At 60.8% G+C, this 23,022-nt stretch carries 21 protein-coding genes and 2 pseudogenes; 11 read left to right on the top strand and 12 right to left on the bottom strand.

Annotated features, from left to right (window positions below):
* The first annotated feature begins 63 nt into the window (after positions 1-63).
* The 6 genes from CO676_RS21360 (at position 64) to CO676_RS21335 (ending at position 6,455) form a co-directional block, all read left to right on the top strand.
* The gene (locus CO676_RS21360) at positions 64-1,125 is read left to right on the top strand and encodes a homoserine dehydrogenase (RefSeq protein ID WP_179875581.1); all 1,062 of its coding nucleotides are present in this window, start codon (positions 64-66) and stop codon (positions 1,123-1,125) included.
* Entirely contained in the window at positions 1,125-2,537 is a 1,413-nt protein-coding gene (locus tag CO676_RS21355) for an aldehyde dehydrogenase family protein (protein ID WP_097522595.1), read from the top strand. Before CO676_RS21360 ends, CO676_RS21355 begins: the two co-directional genes overlap by 1 nt.
* A gap of 50 nt (positions 2,538-2,587) precedes the next feature.
* Positions 2,588-3,481, top strand: coding sequence for a 4-hydroxy-tetrahydrodipicolinate synthase (dapA, locus tag CO676_RS21350; RefSeq protein WP_097522539.1), 894 nt, complete (start codon positions 2,588-2,590; stop codon positions 3,479-3,481).
* An 86-nt stretch (positions 3,482-3,567) separates the two neighbouring features.
* Positions 3,568-4,353 (top strand): phosphotransferase, encoded by a 786-nt coding sequence (locus CO676_RS21345; RefSeq protein ID WP_097522538.1) that lies wholly within the window; start codon positions 3,568-3,570, stop codon positions 4,351-4,353.
* Positions 4,354-4,371: 18 nt separating this feature from the next.
* Positions 4,372-4,815, top strand: coding sequence for an Lrp/AsnC family transcriptional regulator (locus CO676_RS21340; protein ID WP_097522537.1), 444 nt, complete (start codon positions 4,372-4,374; stop codon positions 4,813-4,815).
* Positions 4,816-5,027: 212 nt separating this feature from the next.
* Complete coding sequence (locus tag CO676_RS21335) at positions 5,028-6,455, top strand: aldehyde dehydrogenase family protein (protein WP_097522536.1); 1,428 nt, start codon at positions 5,028-5,030, stop codon at positions 6,453-6,455.
* Here CO676_RS21335 and CO676_RS21330 read toward each other — a convergent pair.
* Positions 6,449-7,378, bottom strand: a complete 930-nt coding sequence (locus CO676_RS21330; protein ID WP_097522535.1) for a LysR family transcriptional regulator — start codon at positions 7,376-7,378, stop codon at positions 6,449-6,451. The genes CO676_RS21335 and CO676_RS21330 overlap by 7 nt on opposite strands.
* 91 nt (positions 7,379-7,469) lie before the next feature.
* Between CO676_RS21330 and CO676_RS21325 the strand changes: the two genes are divergently transcribed.
* From CO676_RS21325 to CO676_RS21305, 5 genes are all read left to right on the top strand, one after another.
* Positions 7,470-8,648 carry a DSD1 family PLP-dependent enzyme gene (locus CO676_RS21325; RefSeq protein ID WP_097522534.1) on the top strand — a complete coding sequence of 393 codons (1,179 nt, stop codon included), beginning with the start codon at positions 7,470-7,472 and terminating at the stop codon, positions 8,646-8,648.
* The gene (locus CO676_RS21320; RefSeq protein WP_097522533.1) at positions 8,648-9,073 is read left to right on the top strand and encodes a RidA family protein; all 426 of its coding nucleotides are present in this window, start codon (positions 8,648-8,650) and stop codon (positions 9,071-9,073) included. Before CO676_RS21325 ends, CO676_RS21320 begins: the two co-directional genes overlap by 1 nt.
* Positions 9,074-9,102: 29 nt before the next feature.
* Positions 9,103-10,425: an FAD-binding oxidoreductase gene (locus CO676_RS21315; protein WP_097522532.1), complete on the top strand. Its 1,323-nt coding sequence runs from the start codon at positions 9,103-9,105 to the stop codon at positions 10,423-10,425.
* A 132-nt stretch (positions 10,426-10,557) separates the two neighbouring features.
* The gene (locus CO676_RS21310) at positions 10,558-10,911 is read left to right on the top strand and encodes a cupin domain-containing protein (RefSeq protein WP_066877114.1); all 354 of its coding nucleotides are present in this window, start codon (positions 10,558-10,560) and stop codon (positions 10,909-10,911) included.
* Between the two features lie 100 nt (positions 10,912-11,011).
* Positions 11,012-11,851, top strand: a complete 840-nt coding sequence (locus tag CO676_RS21305; protein ID WP_179875580.1) for a GNAT family N-acetyltransferase — start codon at positions 11,012-11,014, stop codon at positions 11,849-11,851.
* Between the two features lie 183 nt (positions 11,852-12,034).
* On the opposite strand, the pseudogene CO676_RS21300 reads toward CO676_RS21305, so the two are convergent.
* From CO676_RS21300 to CO676_RS21245, 11 genes and pseudogenes are all read right to left on the bottom strand, one after another.
* A pseudogene (locus tag CO676_RS21300) lies at positions 12,035-12,318 on the bottom strand (cupin domain-containing protein).
* Between the two features lie 117 nt (positions 12,319-12,435).
* On the bottom strand, positions 12,436-13,425 hold the full coding sequence (locus tag CO676_RS21290) for a threonine dehydratase (RefSeq protein ID WP_097522530.1): 990 nt from the start codon (positions 13,423-13,425) through the stop codon (positions 12,436-12,438).
* A gap of 108 nt (positions 13,426-13,533) precedes the next feature.
* A complete protein-coding gene (locus CO676_RS21285; RefSeq protein ID WP_014761041.1) occupies positions 13,534-13,887 on the bottom strand; it encodes a cupin domain-containing protein in 354 nt (117 codons plus the stop codon).
* Between the two features lie 134 nt (positions 13,888-14,021).
* The gene (locus tag CO676_RS21280) at positions 14,022-15,518 is read right to left on the bottom strand and encodes an NAD-dependent succinate-semialdehyde dehydrogenase (protein WP_097522594.1); all 1,497 of its coding nucleotides are present in this window, start codon (positions 15,516-15,518) and stop codon (positions 14,022-14,024) included.
* A 196-nt stretch (positions 15,519-15,714) separates the two neighbouring features.
* A pseudogene (locus CO676_RS21275) lies at positions 15,715-15,870 on the bottom strand (ornithine cyclodeaminase family protein); the annotation flags it as partial.
* Between the two features lie 49 nt (positions 15,871-15,919).
* Positions 15,920-16,396 (bottom strand): Lrp/AsnC family transcriptional regulator, encoded by a 477-nt coding sequence (locus tag CO676_RS21270; RefSeq protein WP_097522529.1) that lies wholly within the window; start codon positions 16,394-16,396, stop codon positions 15,920-15,922.
* Between the two features lie 113 nt (positions 16,397-16,509).
* Entirely contained in the window at positions 16,510-17,844 is a 1,335-nt protein-coding gene (locus CO676_RS21265; protein WP_097522528.1) for an FAD-binding oxidoreductase, read from the bottom strand.
* A gap of 86 nt (positions 17,845-17,930) precedes the next feature.
* Complete coding sequence (locus CO676_RS21260; RefSeq protein ID WP_041413771.1) at positions 17,931-19,241, bottom strand: FAD-binding oxidoreductase; 1,311 nt, start codon at positions 19,239-19,241, stop codon at positions 17,931-17,933.
* Positions 19,242-19,419: 178 nt separating this feature from the next.
* The gene (locus tag CO676_RS21255) at positions 19,420-20,298 is read right to left on the bottom strand and encodes an ABC transporter permease (RefSeq protein WP_014761036.1); all 879 of its coding nucleotides are present in this window, start codon (positions 20,296-20,298) and stop codon (positions 19,420-19,422) included.
* Positions 20,299-20,332: 34 nt separating this feature from the next.
* The gene (locus CO676_RS21250) at positions 20,333-21,283 is read right to left on the bottom strand and encodes an ABC transporter permease (protein WP_014761035.1); all 951 of its coding nucleotides are present in this window, start codon (positions 21,281-21,283) and stop codon (positions 20,333-20,335) included.
* 66 nt (positions 21,284-21,349) lie between these two features.
* Positions 21,350-23,014 carry a peptide ABC transporter substrate-binding protein gene (locus tag CO676_RS21245; RefSeq protein ID WP_014761034.1) on the bottom strand — a complete coding sequence of 555 codons (1,665 nt, stop codon included), beginning with the start codon at positions 23,012-23,014 and terminating at the stop codon, positions 21,350-21,352.
* Positions 23,015-23,022: the final 8 nt, after the last annotated feature.

The raw sequence follows: 23,022 nt of genomic DNA, 5'->3' as shown, positions 1-23,022 counted from the left end.
CGTTCCGACGGAGCGGTCCGCATCTCATTATTGCGGAACACAATGCTTCACCGGAGGATCCAAATGACAATCTACAACATTGCTCTTGTCGGGTTTGGTGGCGTCAATCGCGCTTTGGCCGAACTCATCGCGACGAAGAACCCGCTCTGGGAACGAGACCTCGGCTTCCGCCTGAACATTGTTGCTGTCAGCGACCTCTATCTCGGGTCCGTTATTTCGCCGAACGGGCTCGATGCCAAAACCCTGGTTGAAGCGAACTTCGCAAAAGGCGGGTTTGGACAGCTCTCTGGCGGCAGTGCGGAAGCCGACAACGAGTCAATCATCAAGACGGCGCCTGCTGACATAATCGTGGAAGCGACGTTTACAAACCCGAAGGACGGCGAGCCCGCTGTTTCGCACTGCCGCTGGGCCCTGCAGTCCGGCAGGCATGTCGTCACCACGAACAAAGGGCCGGTCGCGATCGCTGCCCAGGAGCTGAAGGCTCTTGCAAAGGCGAACGGCGTTCGCTTCGAATATGAGGGCTCCGTTATGAGTGGCACCCCTGTCATCCGCATGGCAGAAAAGACGCTCGCCGGCGCAGAGGTGAAGGGCTTCGAGGGGATCTTGAACGGTACTTCGAATTTTGTCCTCGGCCGTATGGAAGCTGGTCTTGACTTCGCCACTGCGGTCAAGGAGGCTCAGATACTCGGCTATGCGGAAGCCGACCCGACCGCCGATGTCGAAGGTTTTGACGTTCGCCTCAAGGTGGTGATCCTGGCAAACGAGCTGCTGGGGGCAAGCCTCAAGCCCGAAGAGGTCACGTGCAAGGGGATCTCCAAGCTTTCTCCCTCCGATCTCGAAACCGCGGCAGCAGCAAATAGCCGGTGGAAGCTGATCGGATCGGCGGTTCGGAATGCGGACGGGACGGTAACTGGCAGCGTTTCTCCGAAGCAGCTTCCCTTCGAGCATCCGCTCGCCGGTGTAAACGGTGCGACCAATGCCGTATCGCTTAACACCGAACTACTCGGCTCTGTCACCATCACCGGCCCTGGCGCCGGCCGGATTGAGACCGCTTATGCGCTTCTGTCCGATATTGTCGCCATCCACAACGCCCGGGCAGCCACCGCTACGAGGGAGGCCGCATGATGCAGAGCCTCGCCCTCAAGGAGACGTCCGTAGACCAGATCATTATCTGCAATCCCTTCGACGGCAGCTTTGTCGGAACGGTCTCTGAGACCAGTGCCGACAGTGTGAACCTGCTGCTTGAGCGCGCCAATCATGGCGCGCAGATCGCACGGTCCCTGCCCCGTCATAGACGCTCCGCAATTCTCGAAAAGGCGGCAGCGACTGTTGAAGCCCGCAAGGAGGATTTTGCAGTCCTTATCGTGCGGGAAGCGGGGAAGACAATCACCCAGGCCCGCAAGGAGGCCACGCGGTGTGTCAATACTTTGAAGCTATCGGCGGACGAAGCCAAGCGGAATGCTGGCGAGGTGATCCCCTTTGATTCCTATGCCGGCTCGGAATCCCGACAAGGCTGGTACACACGGGAGCCGCTCGGCATCATCACTGCGATCACGCCTTACAATGACCCGCTCAATCTCGTGGCCCACAAGCTCGGTCCAGCGATCGCAGGCGGCAATGCCATGCTTCTGAAGCCCTCGGAGCTTACGCCTTTCTCGGCCATCAAGCTGGTGGAAGTGCTGCTCGAAAGCGGGTTGCCGGAGGAAGTCATCACGGTGGCTGTCGGCGGGGCGGACCTGGGCAAAGCGCTCGTTTCGGCCAAAGATGTTCGGATGATCTCCTTCACGGGTGGTTTTTCGACCGGCGAGGCCATCGCGAAGAGTGCCGGTATCAAAAAGCTCGCGATGGATCTCGGCGGAAATGCACCGGTTATCGTCATGGAAAACAGCGATTTTGACGCGGCGGTTGAAGGGTGCGTGTCGGGTGCCTACTGGGCGGCGGGCCAGAACTGCATCGGCACGCAGCGGATTCTGGTCCAGCGGCCCGCCTATGAGCGCTTCAAGGCAGAGTTCGTCGCTCGGACTGCAAAGCTCAAGACCGGCAATCCGATGGAAGCAGATACTGACGTGGGGCCGATGATTTCCGAAAAGGCGGTCAGCCGAGCTGCTGCCATGGTCGAGCGCGCAATCGCCGCTGGCGCAACGCTCCTTTGCGGGCACAAGCCCTCCCGCACTCTCTACCAGCCAACAGTGCTGGAGAACGTGCCAGCAACGTGCGACCTGTGGAATGAGGAGGTCTTTGCACCGATTGTCATCCTGCAGCCATTCGATGAACTGGATCAGGCAATTCAGCTTGCAAACAGCCCGGAATACAGCCTCCACGCTGGTATCTTCACCAACGATCTGGAGGAGGCGCTTGATGCCGCCAACCAAATCGGCGCGGGGGGCGTCATGATCAATGACTCGTCCGACTATCGGTTCGACGCGATGCCCTTTGGCGGCTTCAAATACGGCAGCATGGGGCGGGAAGGCGTTCGGTTTGCCTACGAAGACATGACCCAGCCGAAGGTCGTCTGCATCAATCGGCTGAAGCGGTGACAGGCGCCGCTTCCTCCATCCCAGCCCATCAGTGCTTCCGGGAGTTAAAGATGTTCAAAGGATCCATCACTGCGCTCGTCACGCCATTCGCTGATGGGAAAGTCGATGAGGCTGCACTTCGCAGCCTCATAGAATGGCAGATAGCCGAGGGCTCGTCCGGGCTGGTCCCTTGCGGAACCACCGGGGAAAGTCCAACCCTCAGCCATGCCGAGCACAAGCGAGTCGTGGAGATCGCGATCGCGACCGCCAAAGGTCGTGTTCCGATTATTGCCGGGGCAGGCTCCAACAGCACCGAGGAAGCAATCGACTTTGTGCATCACGCGCAAGAGGCTGGTGCAGATGGTTTGTTGATCGTCTCCCCATACTATAACAAGCCCACGCAAGAGGGGATTTATCAGCACTTCAAGGCGATCGACGCCGAAGCTTCTCTCCCGATCATCGTCTACAATATCCCGGGGCGGAGTGTGATCGATATTCAGGTCGAAACGCTCGCCCGCATTTTCAAGGATTGCCGCAACGTAAAGGGTGTCAAGGATGCGACGGGCAATCTCCTGCGCCCGTCGCTCGAGCGGATGGCCTGCGGCAAAGAGTTCAATCTTCTAACCGGCGAAGATGGGACGGCTTTGGGTTATATGGCCCATGGTGGTCACGGCTGCATCTCAGTGACCGCAAACGTCGCTCCCCGGCTGTGTGCAGAATTTCAGCAGGCATGCCTGAATGGCGATTACACCGCCGCGTTGGCTCTGCAAGACCGATTGATGCCCCTTCACCACGCACTGTTCCTCGAGACCAGTCCGGCCGGCGCGAAATTCGCTTTGGCTCAACTCGGTAAAATCAGCGGCGACTTGCGCCTTCCGCTCGTTGAGGTTAGCCCATCGGTTCAGAAAGCAATCACTGCTGCAATGCGCCACGCCGGAATTCTGCATAAGGGGAGTAGAGAATGAGAATTGAACACATGCATCGAGGGAATTGAAGTCGACGCCGATTGCGAAATATGGCGCTGATTTCGTCAGCCTAACAGGGTAGGAAAATGGCTGTTTTTACCGAGCTTTCTGATGAAGATCGCCAGTCGATCACTGCAGCCTATCGGTTTAAGTCGCTTTTGTCAGTGATTGGGATCGCTGACGGCGACAGCGAGACGACCTACCTGTTTCGCTCCCAGGAAGGCGAATTCATCGTTACGCTCTTCGAGAACGGAGCCCAGGCTTTAGATCTCGAAAGAGCCTTCGAAACCATGGAGGAGCTCCATCGAAAGGGCGTCCCCTGCCCCAAACCGCTGCGCACCGTCGAGGGACACGCCACGTGCCGGGCCGCAGGTCAATTGGTTGCCGTCGTCAGCTTCGTACCGGGCTCTTCATGCACCATTGCAGGCGCGGCAAAATGCCGAAGCCTGGGTCGTGTGATGGCTCAAATCCACACTGTCTTGGAACGAAAGGCAAAGCGCACATCAACGGATCTTCCAACTGGGGCAGTTCATGGCGCGTTGGCCCAAGAGAATGTCTTTTTTCTTGGAGAGGAAGTAAGCGGGGTCATTAACTTCAGGCTGCGGCACGACGACGTGCTGGTGTCGGAGGTTGCTGATGTGCTTGTCGGTTGGGCGGGCGAAACCAACGGCGAACTGAACAAGGAGCGGGCGCGCGCCCTACTGCAGGGCTATGAAGAGGTTCGAAGCCTGAGCGGCGCGGAAAAGGAGGCATTACCAAGCTTCGTAATGGCTTCGACATCGAAGCGATTTGCGAGTCAGAAGGAAAGAGCCTTACTACCGGAAATCGCCGTGATAGCTTATCGATCGGTAACGCCCGAAATCACGGGCTAATCGACCGGCACCGACCCCATGAAATATCTTCTCGATCGAACCGACGAACAGATACTTGTCGAATTGAAGGCAAACGCCCGGATCTCGCACGCGGAGTTGTCGGCGAAGGTGAATCTCTCGCGTAACGCCGTGCGAGTGCGGATCGAACGACTTGAGCGCGAAGGCTTCATCAAAGGATATACGATCGTCACCGGTGATGGAGGGAGCAGCCAACACGTTACGACCGCACTGATCTTCGTCTATCGGCACGATCGCATGAGGGGGAGCGACGTTATTCAGGCGCTGCGGAAAATCCCGGAAGTCGTGGCTTGCGACGTTATGACTGGCGACTTCGATCTCCTCGTCAGGGTCGAGTCCCCCGAGGCTGACCGCATCCGGCAGATTTGGCAGCTCATAGCCGAGATGCCTGGGGTACGCGATACGCTGACCGCGTTTGCTCTCTCCTCTGTAATCCGAAAATAGACTGCCGCAAAGCAGAGGCACATCTTGTTTCTGACCTTCCAAAAGAAGGCACTTTCAGGTCTGCGATCGCTCGACATCGAGCGCGTGGACGCTTTTGTTAACGCCGCTCTAAAGCCGACATTCAGGCGACATAAATTGTCGTCTTCAAGTGAAATGGGGCATGCTTCTGACGGCCCGCCCCGGCCGCATGGCACTGTCGAGAGGTTCAAACCATGATAACTGAACGAGGAACCCAGTTCTATATTGGCGGGGAGTGGCAAGAACACGCGGACGCACCGAGTCTGCCCGTCGTTGATCCGGCCTCGGAACGGACTATTGGGCGTATCGCCGCCGGAGACGCAAACCACGTCGATCTTGCGGTTGCGGCAGCGCGCAAGGCCTTCCCCGCCTTCTCTCAATCATCTGTGTCCGACAGGCTCGAGCTGCTCGGCAGGGTGCATGCGCTACTGAACGAGAGAGCGGAATTATTCGCCGAGACCATCGTCATGGAGATGGGCGCGGCGATCAGCTTCGCGCGAGCCTCGCAGGTTTTTTTCGCTGCCGAGCACGTTCGCGTCCAGATGGAGGTGCTTCAGAACTACCCCTTCCTGACGATTAATGGGCACACCGCAACGGCCAAGGAGCCGATCGGCGTTTGTGCTTTGATCACCCCGTGGAACTGGCCACTCTACCAGATTACCGCCAAGCTTGCCCCAGCGATCGCGGCGGGTTGCACCGTCGTCCTCAAACCCAGTGAACTGTCCCCCTACAGCGCCTTGCTCTTCGCCCAACTGATGCACGACGCCGGTACTCCGCCAGGAGTGTTCAACCTGGTCAATGGCACTGGTGAGAGTGTTGGCGCAGCTCTTTCCAGCCATCCAGATGTCGACATGATCTCGATCACCGGCTCAACCCGCGGGGGGGTACTCGTCGCACAGTCGGCAGCCCCGACGGTCAAGCGGGTGGTCCAGGAACTTGGCGGCAAGTCGCCCAACATCCTGCTCGATGACGCCGAGTTTGGGGAGGCGGTACCGAAAGGCGTCCTTGCCGGCATGCGCAATGCCGGCCAATCATGCAGCGCCCCGACCCGCATGCTCGTACCCGCCCATCGGCTCGCCGAAGTCGAGGATCTGGCCAGCAAAACCGCGCACGCCATCCGCGTCGGCGATCCGAGGGATCCGGCGACCACCATGGGGCCCATCGCCAATCGCCCTCAGTATGAGCGGGTGCAGGCTATGATCCAGGCGGGAATTGACGAAGGCGCGAAGCTTCTGTGCGGCGGACTGGGACGTCCAGCAGGTCAGGAGCGAGGCTTCTTCACGCAGCCGACGATCTTTTCCGAGGTTCGGCCGGACATGCGCATCGCTCGCGAGGAAATCTTCGGGCCGGTACTGGCGATCATGTCCTACCGGGACGAGGAAGAGGCAGTCGCGATCGCCAACGACACGGTTTATGGACTGGGCGCCCATGTCCAGTCCTCGGATCCGGAGCCGGCACGGCGGGTTGCCGCCCGGATCCGGGCCGGGCAGGTTCATATCAACTATCCGGCGTGGGACGGGACGGCCGCTTTCGGTGGCTACAAGCGCTCGGGCAATGGGCGCGAATATGGCGTTCACGGGCTCGAGGAGTATCTCGAGACGAAGGCCATCCTGGGCTACTGACGACCCGGTTCCGCGCGAGCGGCTTGCCAGGGCGGCGGCTTCAGCGCCTGTCGAAGCATCGTCAGAAAGGCAGCAGTCCGGGCGCTTCGCCCGTGACGCGAGCCGAGCATCGCGACAATGTCGGCTGGTGGGAGCTTCCAGTTGGGCAGCACCTGCCGCAGCCGTCCGTCAGCGAGATCTTCAGCCACGTTCCACTCCGAACGGATCATGATGCCCTGACCGGCAAGCGCCCACTCCCGGGTGACGGCACCATCGTTGCTCGACATGACCGGATTGACGCGCACCGTCGCAATCTCCTGCCGCGGCCCCTTGAAGCGCCACAGCGTCACGTCCTCCTCGTTCTCGCGCACGGCCAGACAGCGATGTTGAGCAAGATCGGCGGGGGCTGAAATGGGCGGTGCCGTATCGAGGTAGCTCGGACTTGCGCAGAGTATTCGAGGGTTCGGCGCCAATGTCGTAACGACCTGGTCCAGATGCCCCGGCGCCCCGATGTGAATAACGACATCGTAGCTTTCGACGAGCAGAGCCGCCGGATGATCGGACAGCTGCAGGGTGGCGGTCGCGCCCCCGTGCTCTCGTGCGAACGCTTCCACCACCGGAGCCACATGGAGCCTTCCGAACCCGTGTGGTGCGGCGACCCTGAGGTGTCCTCGAACCGCGCGCCTGCGATCAGCCAGGGCTTCGGCAAGCGAATCGATGGCCTCGCTGACGATAACGCTGTGAGAAGCGACCAATGAGCCCTCTTCCGTGAGCCGCAGCCGCCGTCCGGACCGGTCGATCAGCCGCACCCCGACTTTCTCCTCGAGCGCACGCAGGCGCTGTGTCACCGCCGGGGGCGTCACGTTCAGCTTTCTCGCGCTTTCCGCGAGGGATTTCGAGCCTGTCAGCACCGAAAAGAAGGCAAGATCGTCGGACGTCAACATTAATCAGAACCTGAACTTACTATTCACTCGTCATTAATTGCCATCTTTATGATTTGGCTGCAAGGTGAAATCCGGAATTGGAGATCAGATCATGGTCAAAGCGACGATCGACCCCACACCCGGGCTGGCCGCCCTGACCCGCCTTGAGGGCCTGGAAACACCCTGTTTGGTCCTGGACGCCGACAGAATGGACAGGAATGTTCAGCGGCTCAGGAGCCGGCTTGACGCCATGGGAGTGTCCCTCCGGCCGCATTTGAAGACCGCCAAGTCGATCGAAGTGGCACGCCGGGTGATGAGCGCGCCGGAAGGACCCGCAACCGTCTCTACCCTGAAGGAGGCTGAACAGTTCGCGGCGGCAGGCGTCCGGGACATGATCTATGCGGTCGGCATCGCCCCAGCCAAGCTCGAGCGTGTCGCGGAGCTGCGGGCGAGCGGCGTCGATCTCGTCGTCACTCTGGATAATGTTCAGCAGGCACGTGCGGTGGCCGAGGCGTCTCGGCGGTCCGGGACGCGCATCCCGGCGATGATCGAGATCGACTGCGACGGCCATCGCTCGGGTGTGCGCGCCGCGGATCAGGTGCAGCTCGTGGAAATCGGGCAGGCGCTGACGGCAGATGCCGAGCTCCGCGGCGTCCTCACCCACGCCGGCGACAGCTATAAGGGCGGAGGCGTCGAGGCGCTGCGGCTCTACGCGGAGACGGAACGATTGGCAGTCGTGGAGGCGGCACGCATTCTGCGGACCGCGGGGCTGCCGTGCCCGGTCGTCAGCGTCGGCTCGACACCGACGGCCCATCACGCGACGGATCTCGCTGGAGTGACCGAAGTCCGCGCGGGCGTGTTCGTCTTCTTCGACCTGGTGATGGCTGGGCTTGGTGTTTGCCAGATCGACGACATTGCGCTCAGCGTGCTCGCGACCGTCATCGGACACCAGCGCGAGAAAGGCTGGATCATAACCGATGGCGGATGGATGTCGCTGTCGCGGGACCGTGGCACTGGCAAGCAGGCCGTCGATCAGGGCTATGGTCTGGTATGTGACGTGGATGGCACGCCCTATCAAGACGTCATCGTTGCCGACGCGAACCAGGAACATGGAATTATAGCGGTGCGCCCCGCATCGAATGCACGACTCCCGGACCTGGCGGTCGGAGACCGGGTGCGGATCCTGCCAAACCACGCCTGTGCGACCGCTGCGCAGCACGAAACCTATCACGTGGTCCGCGGCCGCTCACACGCTGTCGAGACCCGCTGGACCCGCTTCGGAGGCTGGTGATGCCCAAATCCATAACCGTGAATACCGATCGGGTCCCAAGCCCTGCGGGCCACTACTCACAAGCAAAGCTTGTCGGTCAGCACCTCTACATTTCGGGCCAGCTACCGATCCGACCGGGTGGAGAAGCCCTGGCGGACGACAGCTTCGCGACCCAGGCGGCGCAGGCGCTCGACAACCTGCTGGCGATTTTGGAAGCCGCAGGCGGAACCCCCGCCGATCTCGTCAGAGTGACTGCCTACATCGTCGGCGTGGCCAATTGGCCTCGCTTCAACCAGGTTTATGCGGCGCGACTAGGGGATTCCCGCCCGGCTCGCACCGTCGTTCCGGTGTCGGAACTTCACTACGGCTACCTCGTGGAAGTCGATGCAATAGCCGTCATTGCCTCCGATGCTCCTGCCACAGGGGCAGGAAACAGTGCCGTATAGATCGGCCGCCAAAGCTCAGGTCAGCCCCCATGTCTCCAATTGTCAAACGCATCCAGAACGATCAAGAGCTTCCCGCCAAGGCGGATGTCGTCGTTATCGGCGGCGGCATTGTTGGTGCAACGGCGGCGTTCCTTCTCGCGGAGCGCGGACTGTCTGTCGCCCTGGTCGAAAAGGGCCATGTCGGAGGCGAGCAGTCGAGCCGCAACTGGGGCTGGTGCCGGCGGCAGAACCGGGATGAGCGCGAGCTGCCACTCTCGGGCGTCGCTTTGCAGGTTTGGGATGAGTTTGCGGCGAAGATCGGAGAGGACGTCGGTTTCCGTCGATGCGGCCTGCTCTACGCTACCGATGATCCGCGGCAGCTGGCGGAGTGGGAGGCATGGCGTGACATGGCTCGCCCGTTCAACGTCAATACCAGGATGCTGAGCGCCAAGGAAGCGACTGCCGCAATTCCGGCAAACGGCCGCCGATGGCTGGGCGGGGTCCATTCGATCGATGACGGCAAGGGCGAACCCGCCATCGCCGCGCCGACGATCGCGGATGGCGCTCGCAAATTCGGGGCGACAATCCACCAGGAGTGCGCTGCCTGGGGCCTCGATCTGGTCAATCGCGCGGTGGCGGGGGTCATTACCGAAAAGGGAACCATCCGGACACAAGCCGTCCTCTGCGCCGGCGGTGCCTGGACGTCGATGTTTTGTCGCCAGTACGGCGTTCTGTTTCCGCAGGCGAGCGTGCGCCAGACGGCGCTTCGTACGCGACCCACAAAGGAATTGGGTGAGGCGATCTATACGCCGCAGTGTGCGTTGACCCGCCGGTTGGATGGCAGCTACACGCTTGCGATCAGCGGCAGGGCTACACTGGATATTACCCCGCAAGGCATTCGCTACGCCCGCTGGTTCATGCCCATGTTCCTGGCGCGTCTGAAAGCGGTGCAAATCGGCATCGGCAAATCCTTCCTCCAGGGCCCGGAGGCACTCGGTAGCTGGAATGGCGACACAACGTCCCCCTTCGAACGGATCCGCGTTCTCGACCCGCCGCCGAGCCGCCGCACCATCGCGGCCATTCTTCACCGGGTCACGGAACAATTCCCTGCGATGGCAGGCATCGAGATCGCCGACAGCTGGGGAGCCTATGTGGATTGCACGCCGGACGCGGTACCGGTCATCTCGCCGGCCGATGGCGTGAAGGGCCTTTACCTGGCCGCGGGCGGTTCCGGCCACGGCTTCGGGCTGGGCCCGGGCATCGGCCGGCTGGCGGCCGACCTGGTGGCCAACGATACGCCCTGTGTCGACCCCAGCCCCTTCCGCCTGTCGCGTTTCGTTGACGGCTCCAGAATCAAGGTGGGCGGAATTTGATCGTGGAGGGCAGATCAGGAGTAAGCCGTTATGGCGACGCGCCGGAGGGAGCCAGGAGAATGCATTGCGATGCATCGGCTTCCTAATGACCACGCCGAGTCGCTTTCACTCAGGTAAAAATTGGAGAACCAGATGTCACTACTGAAAACCATCGACCCGAATCCCTCGTTTGAGCCGAAGCATAGAACTGCCGAGCCGGATCGCCTCATCGCAGGCAGCCCCGCTTTCAAGACCTGGTTGCAGGACACCGCCAAGGAGGGCAGAGTCAATACCGGCGTTTTCGAGGCGACGCCGGGCGAGACGCACTCCATCAAGGGCGAAACGTTTGAGTTCTGCCATCTCGTCCATGGTGTGATCGAATTGACCGAGAAGGGTAAGGAGCCGGTCATTTATCGCGCGGGCGACAGCTTCGTCATGAAACCCGGCTATGTCGGAGTCTGGAAGACAATCGAGACGGTGCGGAAAATCTTCGTCACAGTCACCTGATCATTCTAGCTCGCGCTTGCAGCGGAACCCCTTCAAAGAAGGGCCCGCGCATCGTCGTCGCAGTACGGCCTGAAACCTGACCAACGAACTGGATCAACCCATGCAAACGGAAACCATCACTCTCGCGCCTTTCGAGGCGCACCATCTGGATGGTGCACTGGCGCTGTCGCGGGCAGCGGGCTGGGCGCACAGGAGAGAAGACTGGAAAATCATCTGGTCGATAAGCGAGGGACGCGTTGCCCTCGCGGGTGACCGTGTGGTGGGCACGGCCCTCATCAACCCCTTCGGCAACACCTGTTCAGCGATCAACATGATTATTGTCGATGAAAGCCAGCGCGGCCGTGGGCTGGGAAGACGATTGACCAGCGCCGTGCTCGAACTCGGCGGGGATCGGGAATGCCGTTTGACGGCGACGAGCGACGGCTTACCTCTTTACGAGAAGCTCGGCTTCGTTGCGACGCATCAAGTCGTACGCCATCAGGGTGTTGTTGGTCGGGTCGATACACCTGAAAATGTCGGGTGGATCGCGCCCGACGACGCCCTGCCAGCAATCAAAGCGCTCGATCGTGCGGCTTTCGGCCCCGATCGCGGCGCGCTCCACGATGCGCTGGCGAAGGAGGCGCCGTTTGCCGTTGTGCGCAACGGTGACAATATCGTCGCTTTCGCGGCCACGCGGCCTTTCGGGATCGGCGAAGTCGTCGGGCCGGTCGTGGCAGAGAACGCCGACCAGGCGAGGGATTTGATCGCCTTCATCCTCTCCGGTAAGGAAGGTCGGTTCGTGCGCATCGACATCCCTGAACAGAGCGGCCTTTCGTCCTTGCTCGAAGGTTGGGGGCTGCCTCGCGACGGCGGCGTGGTTGCGATGGCTCAAGGCGCTACCGGCGTGTCACAAACGCCGGAGGTCCGAACTTTCGTCCTGGCCAGCCAGGCTCTTGGCTGACCTGAATATCTCCAGGGCATACTGCTTGGAAGCACGGGCTGGGTTTAGCAGACGCTGGGGCGAATAGTCCGCCCAGCCCGTTTTCGGGCATTGCCGACCGGCAGACCTCCCCTGCCAGGTCGCTCCGTCCCCGCCTTGAAAATAGGAGGTGGGTGCGTCGGAACGGTCTCCTCGGTGCAACGGTTAAGCGACAGTGACGTAGATTTTCCGTACCGTCTCGATCGTTTTCCAGACCCAGACATAACCGGGCTTCATCACGAAGCTGTCGCCCGCGCGATAAATGACCGGTTCCTTACCTTTCTCTGTCAGCTCGATCAGTCCCTGCAGGATGTGGCAGAACTCTCGCCGGGAGTGGCCTCCCCGACGCCGGTATTCACCTTGCCCTCTTTGTCGCTGTCCTGCGCCCAGGTTTTAAAGGCGGGTGCCCCCGCAATGAGGCGAGCCGGAAAGGGCTGGGATCGGTACAGGGTGTATCATCGGCCGCTAGGCGGCCAATGCCCGGCCGGAGCCCGAAGCCGTTTCCGGAGCTGCCCGCGACCAGGTAAAGACCCTTCGCACCATGCTGAAGCTCTCGTGCCCGACTGTCACTTGCTTACCGTCGCCACCGGTGGCGTCTCCCCGCCCAGTACTTTCTGGAAGACCTCGGCGTCCACATTTGCACCGCTAAGAATAAGTCCAACCTTTTTGCCGCGCATTGCAGAGGCTTCCTTGAGGAGCGCCGCAAGTGATGCGGCGCCGGCACCCTCGGCGACATTGTGAGTGGCGCGGTAGATGAGGCGCATCGCTTCGGCGACCTCGTCGTCGCTGACGGCGACAATCCGGGCGGCACCTTTCGCGTAGATTGCGAAAGCTTCTTCGATGGGAATGCGCACGGCCATGCCGTCGGCAAAAGTCAGCGCCGTATCGGTTTCGATCAGCCGTCCGGCCTCGAAGGAGAGCTTCGCGGCTGGCGCGTGCGTCGAAACGACGCCGATCACTTCCGTCTTCAGGCCCAGGGCCTCGCGCGCGGCGATGACGCCGCAAATGCCCGAGCCGCAGCCGATGGGCACATAGACGGTATCGAGATCGGGCACCGCGGTGAAGAGTTCCAGCCCGTAGGTCGCGACACCCCGGACGATCTCCTCGTGGAAGGGCGGTACCAAGAATAGGCCGGTTTCGGCGGCAAGGCGCCGGGCTTCGGTACGGGCCTCGTCGAAGTCGCGTCCGTACTCAATGACCTCCCCGCCAAAGGCCCGCATGGCTGCGTTCTTCTCGACCGAATTGCCGTGCGGGACAACGATCTTGGCGGCAAGACCGGCTGCCCGCGCGGCACGGGCCTGGCTCTGGCCATGATTGCCGCGCGTGGCCGTGACGATGCCCTTGGTCGAACGCCCGCTGCGGCGGAGCCAATCCATGAAGGTGATTCCGCCGCGGACCTTGAAAGCGCCGGCCGGCGTGTGGTTCTCGTGCTTGATCCAGACTGCAGCCCCTGCCTTTTCCGAAATCTGCGGCCACGCATATTGCGGAGTTGGTGACATATGCCGATAGACGAGTGCGGCGGCTTCCTCGAGGTCCTCGCGTGCGAACAGATGCATGCCTTGCTTCCATGTTGCTTCAACGCGTAACCAGCGTCGTTTTGGAGCCAATAGGGGCGGTGAAGGTCTCCGCCACCTACGGCATCTCCACCATGATCCGTCCGGGCGTTAAGTGACGGTGACGTAGATTTTCCGTACTGTCTCGATCGTTTTCCAGACCCCGACATAGCCAGGTTTCATCACGAAGCTGTCGCCTGCGCGATAAATGACCGGCTCCTTACCCTTCTCTGTCAGTTCGACCACTCCCTGCAGGATATGGCAGAACTCAAAGGTTTCGCCCTTGATGGAGTGCGTCTCGCCGGGAGTGGCCTCCCAGACGCCGGTATTCACCTTGCCCTCTTTGTCGCTGTCTTGCGCCCAGGTTTTGAAGGCGGGTGCACCCGCGATAAGGCGCTCCGGCGCGGGGGTCGCGTGCTTCGGTTCGACCGAAGGATTCGGGTCGATCGTTTTGAGTAGTGACATCTGATTCTCCAGTTTTACCTGAGTGAAAGCAAATCCGCGCTGTGGTTAGGCAAGATGCACGCGAGTCGGCCCCGGCCTCGCTACGAGATTGTCGATAACGGTAGAAGGACGGAGCGGTCGGAATCGCTGAGTGCCTACCAGCTTGCGGCGATGTACTTTGTTTCGAGATATTCGAGCATGCCGTGGTGGCTTCCCTCCCGGCCGAGCCCGCTCTGCTTCATGCCGCCAAACGGTGCGGCAGCGTCGGAGACGACGCCTCGGTTGATTCCGACCATGCCGCTTTCCAGCCGTCCGGCGACCGCAAGCGCGCGTTTGAGGTCGCTGCTGAACACATAGGACACCAGCCCGTATTCGGTGTCGTTCGCCATCTGGACGACCTCGTCCTCGGTTTCAAACGCCATGATTGGCGCAACCGGCCCGAAGATTTCTTCGCGAAGTACCTCGGCATCGGGAGAAACGTCTGCAAGTACGGTAGGCGGATAGTAGAAGCCGTCGCCGTTCAACCGGCTGCCGCCGGTAACCAGTCGGGCTCCCTTGGCAACGGCGTCGTCCACCAGGCGTTCCACCTTGGCGAGCGCGGCCTCGGTGATCAGTGGCCCAAGCTGCGTGTCCGGCGCCAGTCCTGGTCCGACCTTGATCGCGGCCATCTCTTCCGCAAACCGCCGGGTGAAGTCCGCCAGGATCCCTTTCTGCACATAGAAGCGGTTGGCGGCAGTACATGCCTCGCCGCCGTTGCGCATCTTGGCCACCATGGCTCCAGCGACAGCCGTCTCCAGGTCGGCATCGTCGAATACAACGAATGGCGCATTGCCGCCGAGTTCCATCGAACAACTGACAACCTGGTCCGCAGCCTCCCGCAGCAGTGTCCGGCCGACGCCTGTCGAGCCGGTAAACGACAGCTTCCGTACCCGCTCGTCATGCAGCATGGCGCTGACCACGGAGCCCGCTTTCCTCGTTGTCACGATGTTGACCACTCCAGCAGGAACGCCGGCCTGCCGCATAATCTCGCCGATCGCCAGCGCCGTAAGCGGGGTCTCCGCTGCGGGCTTCAGGATGCACGTGCAGCCCGCGGCCAGTGCGGGTGCCATCTTTCGGGTCGCCATTGCTGCCGGGAAGTTCCAAGGCGTCACCAACACGGCGATACCAATCGGCTCATGGTTGACGATGATCTGATTGGCGCCGGAAGGTGCAGGTCCGAATTCGCCCGGTGCCCGTACAGCTTCTTCCGCGTACCAGCGGAAAAATTCGGCGGCATAGGAGACCTCCGACCTGGCGTCCGCGAGTGCCTTGCCGTTTTCCACGGTGATCAGTTGTGCCAGCCATTCGGCCTGTTCGAGCACAAGGTGAAAACACTTCATCAGAACATCCGAACGACGCCGCGGCGAGGTCGCCTTCCAAGCCGCAGCGGCCATTTCCGCTGCGTCGACCGCGGATATTCCATCGGCGACATCGCCATCGGAAACGGTGGCGATCACATCTCCGGTCGAGGGGTCGACCACTTCAAAGGTGCGATCTTCTTTTGCAGAAACCCATTCGCCGCCGATGAACAGTTGCGTAGGAGCATCGCGGACTACGGCAGTCGAGGCGGGAGAGACAAGCGGAGTTGTTTTTTGCGCGGGAGTTGGTTTCACGTTCAGCACCTTCGCTACCAATCAGGTTTGACACGCGATCAATATAAGATTGGTTCTGCGATTGGTGTCAATATAGATCAAATTGGTTGCGGCAATAATTTGCGAGGCTCATGAACGTGGCTGCGGACTCTTCAGCCTTTGAGGCGGCAGTCAGTGGGTGTCCGAACATGAGCGTTGCGCAAAGACACCAGCCGGCTCAGCACGTAAGCATCTTACCGGCGCTGAGTTTTTCAGTGTGCGGAAAGGCTAACGTGGCAATTGCAGTGTCCTGAACACCTGTACCGGCGAGATCGGCTATTGTGATGTTTGCATCGCGAGTACGCCCGACCTTGCCTCCGGTAATCATTTGCCCAGTTCCGGAAAATCTCTGTCGCTCGCAAGCTGTCAAGTCGACCCACGGCCTAAATGTCGAACAGATTCGTCAGGGGCATGTGGTACTTCGTGATCGGCGATTTGAGCACGACGAAACTGAAGTATTTCTCTATTCCGATGTCCATTTCTGTCAGCCGCTCCATCAGCGACTGGTATTCCCCTATGCTGCTCGCCACGAACTTGACGAGATAGTCGTAATCGCCCGAGACGACGTGGCATTCGATGACTTGCTCTATATTTTGGATGGCCGACATGAAGCGGGCGATGTCGGCCTGGCGATGGTTCCTCAGGGTAATCTCTGTAAAGACAGTCAGAACCTGGCCAAGCTTTCCCATGTTGATCATCGCAGAATAGCCGCCGATATAGCCTTCTGCCTGCAGCTTCTTCACTCGCACGAGACAAGGGGTTGCGGATAAGTTAACTAGCTCAGCGAGCTCGACATAAGTCATGCGTCCGTTCTTCTGGAGCTCGGAGAGGATCTTGATGTCAATTCTGTCCAGTTTCATGTGCGCCCACCCGGTTGTTGCCACCACCTTTGCATGAGCGGTTGGAGTCTCGTCAGTGGACGAGGCTCGGTGACAAAAATCCCTCGGGTTCCAAACGGCAGCCGATCTAACGGCTACATCATTTCCGGTCTTCGGATCGCTGAGCCATCGCTGAACCGGCTCAACCTGTAAGGCGAAATGTCGGTAAGTGGCTCTTTATTCAAGACGATCTCGCTCACCAGCCGGCCAGCCCCCGGTCCGATCGCGAAACCGTGTCCGCTGAAGCCCGCCGCGATCACGTAGCCGGGGAGCTCCTCCACTCTCGAGATAACCGGCACGAGGTCTGGAGAGGTATCGATGAGCCCGCCCCAGGCGCGCTCGACCCCGATCCCTTTAAGCGCAGGGTATTCGCTTTCAAGGTTCTTCACTGCGAGCTTGACGAGTTCCGCGTCGGGCGCCGGATCCAGAATGCGGCTCTTTTCAAACGGCGAGATCTCGTCGTTCTCCCAGCTGCCGAAGGCATCGGGACCATTCCAGAAGCTGCTGTTGAGGCGGTATTTGAGCTTCTTGCCGATCTTGCTGCGATACATCTCGTAGAATTTGAATGCATATCGCATTCCTCGCGGCGTGATGTCGAGCGTACCGTGTCCGGGTACGGCAACCGTGTAGGAGCCGTCGATCCGACGCCGCAACACGAAGCTCGAAGCCGATAGGCATCCTGCCTGAACGATTTCGGGCGCCGGGGTTGTCTTAATCGCCGTCCCGGCGATGTTGGCGACTGGAACTTCGATGCCATAACGATGAGAAAAGCGGGAAGCCCATGCCCCGCCGGCGCAAACAACGGTGCTCGCTTTGACAATCCCCCGCTCCGTCCACACCCCTGTTACCCGGCCATTGGTAATGTCGAGGCCTCGAACGGCACAGTTCTGATGGAGCGACACGCCCTTTTCCTTCGCAGCCTCGGAGATGGCTGGCACGGCAAGGCTGGGCTCAGCCCTCCCGTCAGTCGGAGACCAGACGCCGCCGACCCAGGAGGACGTGCCGCCCGAGGCCCGCTCGTTCGCCTCGGAAGCAGTGAGTATCTGGCTGTGAAATCCCTGGACGCGTGCGGCCTGGCCCCACTTTTCCCAACGGGCGACATCCGCCTCATTCTTGGAGCAGTAAAGTATCCCGCTTCGACGGAACCCGAGATCGCGGCCGATCTCGGTGCCCAATTCCTCCCAGCGCCGCAGACTGTACATGGCAAGGGCAAGCTCATGGAGATCGCGGTTCTGCTGACGGACCCATCCCCAGTTGCGGCTTGACTGCTCGCCGCCAACGATGCCCTTTTCGAGCAGAGCAACGGAGACCCCTTGGCGGGAGAGTTCATAGGCCGTGCATGTACCGACGATCCCTGCCCCGATGACGACAACATCCACCTGGGTTGGAAAAGAGGCGCTGTCACGGACTTTCTGAACCTCGACCGGCATTATCTTTGTATTCCTCTGGAAATCGGGCGTGAGTTTCTTGAATAGCGCCCCCCGGAAGGAGCGCTGGTGTCCTCAATGGTTAAGCTCTATCGCCGGGCGCGGTACAGGGCGATGCGGTCCTGCATCCGATAGCCCTCAATGATCGCCGGCATGAACCACGGATTGCCACGGTAAAGGGGGATGAAGGCAGGTGGACGAAAGTCGAAGGCTGTGCGCGCTTGCTCACCATGTCCCAGCAGCTTATGAGCCGCACGCGTTCCGATCCATGGCGCCCAGACGACGCCCGAACCGCAGAAACCTGTCGCATAGACCACGCCGTCCTTCTCGAAGATGCGGGGCAGCATGTCGCGGTGCATCGCCACATTGCCAAACCAGGTGTGCGACAGGCGAACGTTCTCTAGTTCCGGGAACAGATTCACCAGGCCCCGGCGCAGAAACAGCTTCGGAGCGGCGGGATCGCCGACGCGAGAACTGTCGCGCCCCCCTAGAAGAATGCGTTTGCCGTCGGGCGTCGGGCGGTAGTAGAATCCCAGTTGCCTGCCCTCGACCATCATCATCCGCTTCGGCATCAGCCGCGCCATCACTTCTGGCGCGAGCTCCTCGGTGACAATGATCCGGCTGCGAACCGGGACCAGCCGGCGGCGCAAGAAGGGAACCGCGCCATCGGTATAGCCGTCCGTGCAGACCAGAACCTGGCGGGCCTGCACCGTGCCCGCCTCAGTCAAGACACGGAATTCGGAGCCATCCCTTTCTACCGAAGTCACGCGCGTACCTGCGTGGACGGTCAGTCCCGAAGCCAGCGCCACTCGCAGGAGTTCAGCGTGGAACTTGGCCGGGTGCAGCCCACCAATATCCATCCGCGCCATGCCGCCGCGATAGAAATCCGTGCCGATGAAGTTGCGCTGTTCGGCGTACGGCACCGCATAGGCCTCGATCCCCAATCTCTTCGCCAGCACTTCGGCGCTCCGGGCCGTCTTCTCGTAATCGTCATATCCGATTACGCCCTTGAATTGGCCAACCAGCTGAAAGTCGCACTCGAGCCCTTCGGTCCTGATGAAGTCATAAAGGAATTCGCGGGCGATCTTGCCCTCCGCCTCGATTGCAATTGCCTTCTCTTCGCCGAAGCGCCGGGTGATCGTGGTGTAATCCGGCCGAATGCTTCCGCTGGTGATACCGCCGTTGCGCGTCGAGGCCCCCTCGCCCGGGTTCATCGCATCGAAGGCTGCGACCGAACGGCCCTCGCGCGCCAGAACGAGACCCGCCGATAACCCGGTGTATCCGGCGCCTATGATCGCCACATCGAGATTCTTGGCCAGCGGCTGCCGCGGCAGCGGTCTGACCGGTGCCTCCTCCCACCAGTACGGCGTGTTCTTGTCTGCGATTCTGGATTCTTCCATGGGACTAACTTCTCGTTGCGTCGGCCAAGGGCCTTCTGGGACTGCTGACAAAGATGAGCGGCAACGTTCCATCGGGCGACGTTTCGATCAGCAGGTTCACACATCGCCCTTGAACCATCTCGCGAGCGAGTGTGGCGTTCCCCTATACTGCCGTAACCTCGTCCGGACGCCATCGCCGTCAGGCGTGATCACCGCGAACATCGAACGCGTCGCGAAGCCCGTCGCCGATGAAGTTGAAGCTGGTTACAGCGATGGTAATGGCGGCGCCGGGAATGATCGCCAGCCACGGTGCGCTCCCCAGATATTGCTGGGCACCGTTCAGCATATTGCCCCAACTGGGCAGCGGTGGCTGAATTCCATAGCCGAGGAAGCTGATATAGGCCTCCATGAGGATCGCGCGGGCGACGGTCAGGGTAGCCGCGACGATGATCGGACCCATGGCATTGGGAAGGATCTCGCGGAACATGATATGGGTTCCGCTCAGCCCCAACATGCGACCGGCCTGGACGAATTCGCGCTCGCGAAGGGAGCGGACCTCCGCCTCGACAATTCGCGCAACCTCCATCCAGCTGGTGGCAGCGATGACGACGGTAATCATGATCGGGCTTGGCTTTAGCGCAGCGGCAAGGGCCAGCACCAGGAAGATTGACGGGAAGGACAGGAACCCATCTACTGTACGCATCAGCGTCGTGCCGATCCAGCCGCCACGGTATCCCGCGAGCACGCCGACGAGGGTTCCGATCAGCGTCGACAACAGCATTGCGGAGAAACCGACCAGCAGCGAAATCCGCCCCGCCATGAAGAGCCGCGCCGCCAAGTCCCGACCCAGCGGATCGGTGCCCAGATAGTGGTGGCCGGTGAACGGCGGAGCAAAGCGGGCGCGCAGATCGATATGGAGTGAATCATATGGCAGCAGGTACGGTCCCAGGACGCACGCCAGCGTCAGGACGGCGATCATCACCATCCCGAGCAGAGCCAGATGGTGGTTCATGAAGCGATGTGCAGTTCGGCTGTTCCACCAACGCTCCTGGCGTGAATTTGCGACAATGGCGGTCATAATGGTGGCCTCCTGTTGAGCGTCCATGAGGCGCTTAGCTCAGACGGATACGGGGATCGATGATGGCGACGACGATGTCGGCGATCAGGTTGCACAGCACGACGAGTATTGCCGAGAACATCAGCAGCCCCATCACCACCGGGTAGTCGCTGTAGCCGAGACTATCGAGGAACAGCCGGCCCATTCCCGGCCAGGTAAACACCGTCTCGGTGACCAGAGCACCCGTGAGAACGCTGGGAAGCTGCATTCCCGCAAGTGTGATCATTGGCAGCAGCGCATTGCCGACGACATGCTTCATCAAGATCCGGCGTTCGCTTAGCCCCTTGGCGCGGGCTGTCTTGACGAATTCCTGGCTGATAACGTCAAGCGTCGCCGTGCGCATGTAGCGGCTCCAGATGGCGACATGGACCAGCGCCAGCACAATGCTCGGCATGATCAGGTGATGGAGGTAATTCAGGGCCGAGCCGTCGCCGATCGTGTACATATTGCCGGCCGGCAACCAGCCCAACCGGAGCGAAAACACGTAAATGCCGACAAGCCCGAACCAGAAGGTCGGGATCGACAACGCCACCATTGCACCGACCGTCGCCAGATAGTCAAAAATCGAATACCGGTGCGTGGCGCCGCGAATGCCGATCCACGTGCCGATGGCGATCGCGATGACTGTGGATGACCCCATCAACAACAGTGTTGCAACGAGGTGGCGTCCAATCACGTCCAGGACCGGCGCGCCGTCGCGGAAGGAGTGACCCCAGTCCCCCTGTACGAGGCGCCAGGCCCAGTCCAGATATTGCATCCACAGCGGACGATTGAGCCCCAGTTGCTCCTTGAGACGATCGAGATCCGCTTGCGTCATGCCGGGATCGAGCCCGAATTGCGCCAAGGGGCCACCCGGAATGAGGTTGAGGACGACGAACCCGATGACCGATACGATCAGGAGCAGGACGAGGCTCTGTGAAAGGCGATTGAGCAGGAAGCCGCGCATTGGCTCTCCTCCTTCATGACAGCGTCAATGAATGGCCGCCGCCGCAAGCGGCGGCGGCCGCTTAGGTCAGCTCTGCCAACGCCATGCTGCGGCCTTCCAGGAGGCCGTGCGGGTGTTGGCGTTGGGCTCAAAGCCCTCCAGCCCCTCCTTGCGCCCGACCACGTTGGTGTAGGCAAACAGCGGCAGGAACGGCAGATCCTGACGGACGATTTCCTGCACGCGGTTATAGATCGCGCGCCGTTCCTCCGGATCGAAGGTGCGGGCGCCTTTTTCGAGCAGCGCATCGACTTCCGGGTTGGAGTATTGGGCGGTGTTCGAGCCCTTCCCGCCCTTCGCGCCAATTGCGCTGGTGTGGAGGCGGTTGGTGGCGTCCGGATCCGCGGCAATGAGATAGGTGACGCCGGCGATCGCCGAGTCGAACTGCGACTTGAGCCAGAATTCGCCCCACATGACGGCCGCCGGCAGATTCGAAATGGTCATCTCGACGCCGATCTCCGCGAACGTTTGCTGCAGGAACTGCTGCACTTGTTCACGCAGATTGTTCCCTGCGGTTGTCGCATTGGCGAAGGACAGCCGGACCCCATCCTTCGCACGTATCCCATCCGGTCCCGGCACCCAGCCAGCTTCGTCGAGGATTTTGCGCGCCAGGTCGAGATTGAACTCCTGCGCCGGCAGGTTCGGATTGTAGTAGTAGGACTCCTTCGGCATGAAGGTTTCGGTGAGGGTGCCTACGCCGAAGTAGATCGCGTCGATAATCGCATTTCTGTCCATCGCGGCATAGAGCGCCTTGCGCACCGCCGGGTCCTTGAATTGCGGCTTCTCAAGATTGAGATAAATCGACTCGAGCGATGCCCCGGGCTCCAGAGTCACTACGCGGCCCGGCAATTTGCTGGCTTCCTCGTAGTGGTCGGCGGTTATGTATGCCTGGTCCGCAAGGTCGATGTCGCCGCTCTTGAACTGGGTGTAGAGCACCGTCATGTCAGGAATATATTTGAAGACGAGCCGCTCGATATAGGGACCCTCTCCGAAGTATTGAGGATTCGCGACGAGTTCGAGATGGTCGCCGGCAACCCGCTGCGCCCACTTGAAAGCACCGGTGCCGACGGGCGCCTGGTTGAAGGCGGCGGCGTTGGGATCGGCCTCCTTCTCGAGAATGTGCTTGGGCACTATGAAGGTTTCGGCGAGAAACGACAGGTAGGGGGCGAAAGCCTCCTCCATGCGCCAGGTGATCTCAGTCGGCGAAACCACCTTAATATCCCGCACCAGGGAATGCCCACCCGTGCGCCACGCGCGGAATTTCGGGTTGGTGATGAGCTCGAGGGTGAACTTCACATCCTCGGCCGTGAAGGGCTCGCCGTCGTGCCAGCGAACGTCATCACGCAGGCGGATGCGCCACTTCAGACCGTCCTCTGAAATGCCGCCATTCTTCTGTGTGGGCACTTCGGCCGCGAGATTGGGTTGGAGAACACCTTTCGGATCCATGCGGAAGAGGGCGTCGAAGACTGAGAAATGGACCGCGTCGTCCACCTCGATATGTGCCATCAGCGGATTGAAGACGGTGGGTTCTTGCGAAAGCCCGACGACGACACGGCCGGTCGGGTTGGCGGTATCGGCAAAGGCAGGCTTGCCGAGCAGGTTGGGTGCGGCAAAGCACGCAATGCCGCCCGCTGCCATTAAGCGTAGCGCTTCGCGCCGTGAATAGCCCGATTTCGTTGTAGAATCTTTCGTCATGATATTTC

This window comes from Sinorhizobium sp. BJ1, from assembly GCF_002531555.1.
GTDB lineage: Bacteria > Pseudomonadota > Alphaproteobacteria > Rhizobiales > Rhizobiaceae > Sinorhizobium > Sinorhizobium fredii_B.
This window is presented reverse-complemented; position numbering and strand designations above follow the sequence as displayed.

Excerpts from the sequence above, each read along its gene's own strand:
- CO676_RS21260 (WP_041413771.1), bottom strand. The coding sequence starts at position 19,241 with ATGGAAGAATCCAGAATCGCAGACAAGAACACGCCGTACTGGTGGGAG.
- CO676_RS21340 (WP_097522537.1), top strand. The coding sequence starts at position 4,372 with ATGAAATATCTTCTCGATCGAACCGACGAACAGATACTTGTCGAATTG.
- CO676_RS21315 (WP_097522532.1), top strand. The coding sequence starts at position 9,103 with ATGTCTCCAATTGTCAAACGCATCCAGAACGATCAAGAGCTTCCCGCC.
- CO676_RS21360 (WP_179875581.1), top strand. The coding sequence starts at position 64 with ATGACAATCTACAACATTGCTCTTGTCGGGTTTGGTGGCGTCAATCGC.
- CO676_RS21245 (WP_014761034.1), bottom strand. The coding sequence starts at position 23,014 with ATGACGAAAGATTCTACAACGAAATCGGGCTATTCACGGCGCGAAGCG.
- CO676_RS21345 (WP_097522538.1), top strand. The coding sequence starts at position 3,568 with ATGGCTGTTTTTACCGAGCTTTCTGATGAAGATCGCCAGTCGATCACT.
- CO676_RS21310 (WP_066877114.1), top strand. The coding sequence starts at position 10,558 with ATGTCACTACTGAAAACCATCGACCCGAATCCCTCGTTTGAGCCGAAG.
- CO676_RS21335 (WP_097522536.1), top strand. The coding sequence starts at position 5,028 with ATGATAACTGAACGAGGAACCCAGTTCTATATTGGCGGGGAGTGGCAA.
- CO676_RS21305 (WP_179875580.1), top strand. The coding sequence starts at position 11,012 with ATGCAAACGGAAACCATCACTCTCGCGCCTTTCGAGGCGCACCATCTG.
- CO676_RS21250 (WP_014761035.1), bottom strand. The coding sequence starts at position 21,283 with ATGCGCGGCTTCCTGCTCAATCGCCTTTCACAGAGCCTCGTCCTGCTC.
- CO676_RS21290 (WP_097522530.1), bottom strand. The coding sequence starts at position 13,425 with ATGCATCTGTTCGCACGCGAGGACCTCGAGGAAGCCGCCGCACTCGTC.
- CO676_RS21320 (WP_097522533.1), top strand. The coding sequence starts at position 8,648 with ATGCCCAAATCCATAACCGTGAATACCGATCGGGTCCCAAGCCCTGCG.
- CO676_RS21270 (WP_097522529.1), bottom strand. The coding sequence starts at position 16,396 with ATGAAACTGGACAGAATTGACATCAAGATCCTCTCCGAGCTCCAGAAG.
- CO676_RS21255 (WP_014761036.1), bottom strand. The coding sequence starts at position 20,298 with ATGACCGCCATTGTCGCAAATTCACGCCAGGAGCGTTGGTGGAACAGC.
- CO676_RS21325 (WP_097522534.1), top strand. The coding sequence starts at position 7,470 with ATGGTCAAAGCGACGATCGACCCCACACCCGGGCTGGCCGCCCTGACC.
- CO676_RS21285 (WP_014761041.1), bottom strand. The coding sequence starts at position 13,887 with ATGTCACTACTCAAAACGATCGACCCGAATCCTTCGGTCGAACCGAAG.
- dapA (WP_097522539.1), top strand. The coding sequence starts at position 2,588 with ATGTTCAAAGGATCCATCACTGCGCTCGTCACGCCATTCGCTGATGGG.
- CO676_RS21265 (WP_097522528.1), bottom strand. The coding sequence starts at position 17,844 with ATGCCGGTCGAGGTTCAGAAAGTCCGTGACAGCGCCTCTTTTCCAACC.
- CO676_RS21330 (WP_097522535.1), bottom strand. The coding sequence starts at position 7,378 with ATGTTGACGTCCGACGATCTTGCCTTCTTTTCGGTGCTGACAGGCTCG.
- CO676_RS21355 (WP_097522595.1), top strand. The coding sequence starts at position 1,125 with ATGCAGAGCCTCGCCCTCAAGGAGACGTCCGTAGACCAGATCATTATC.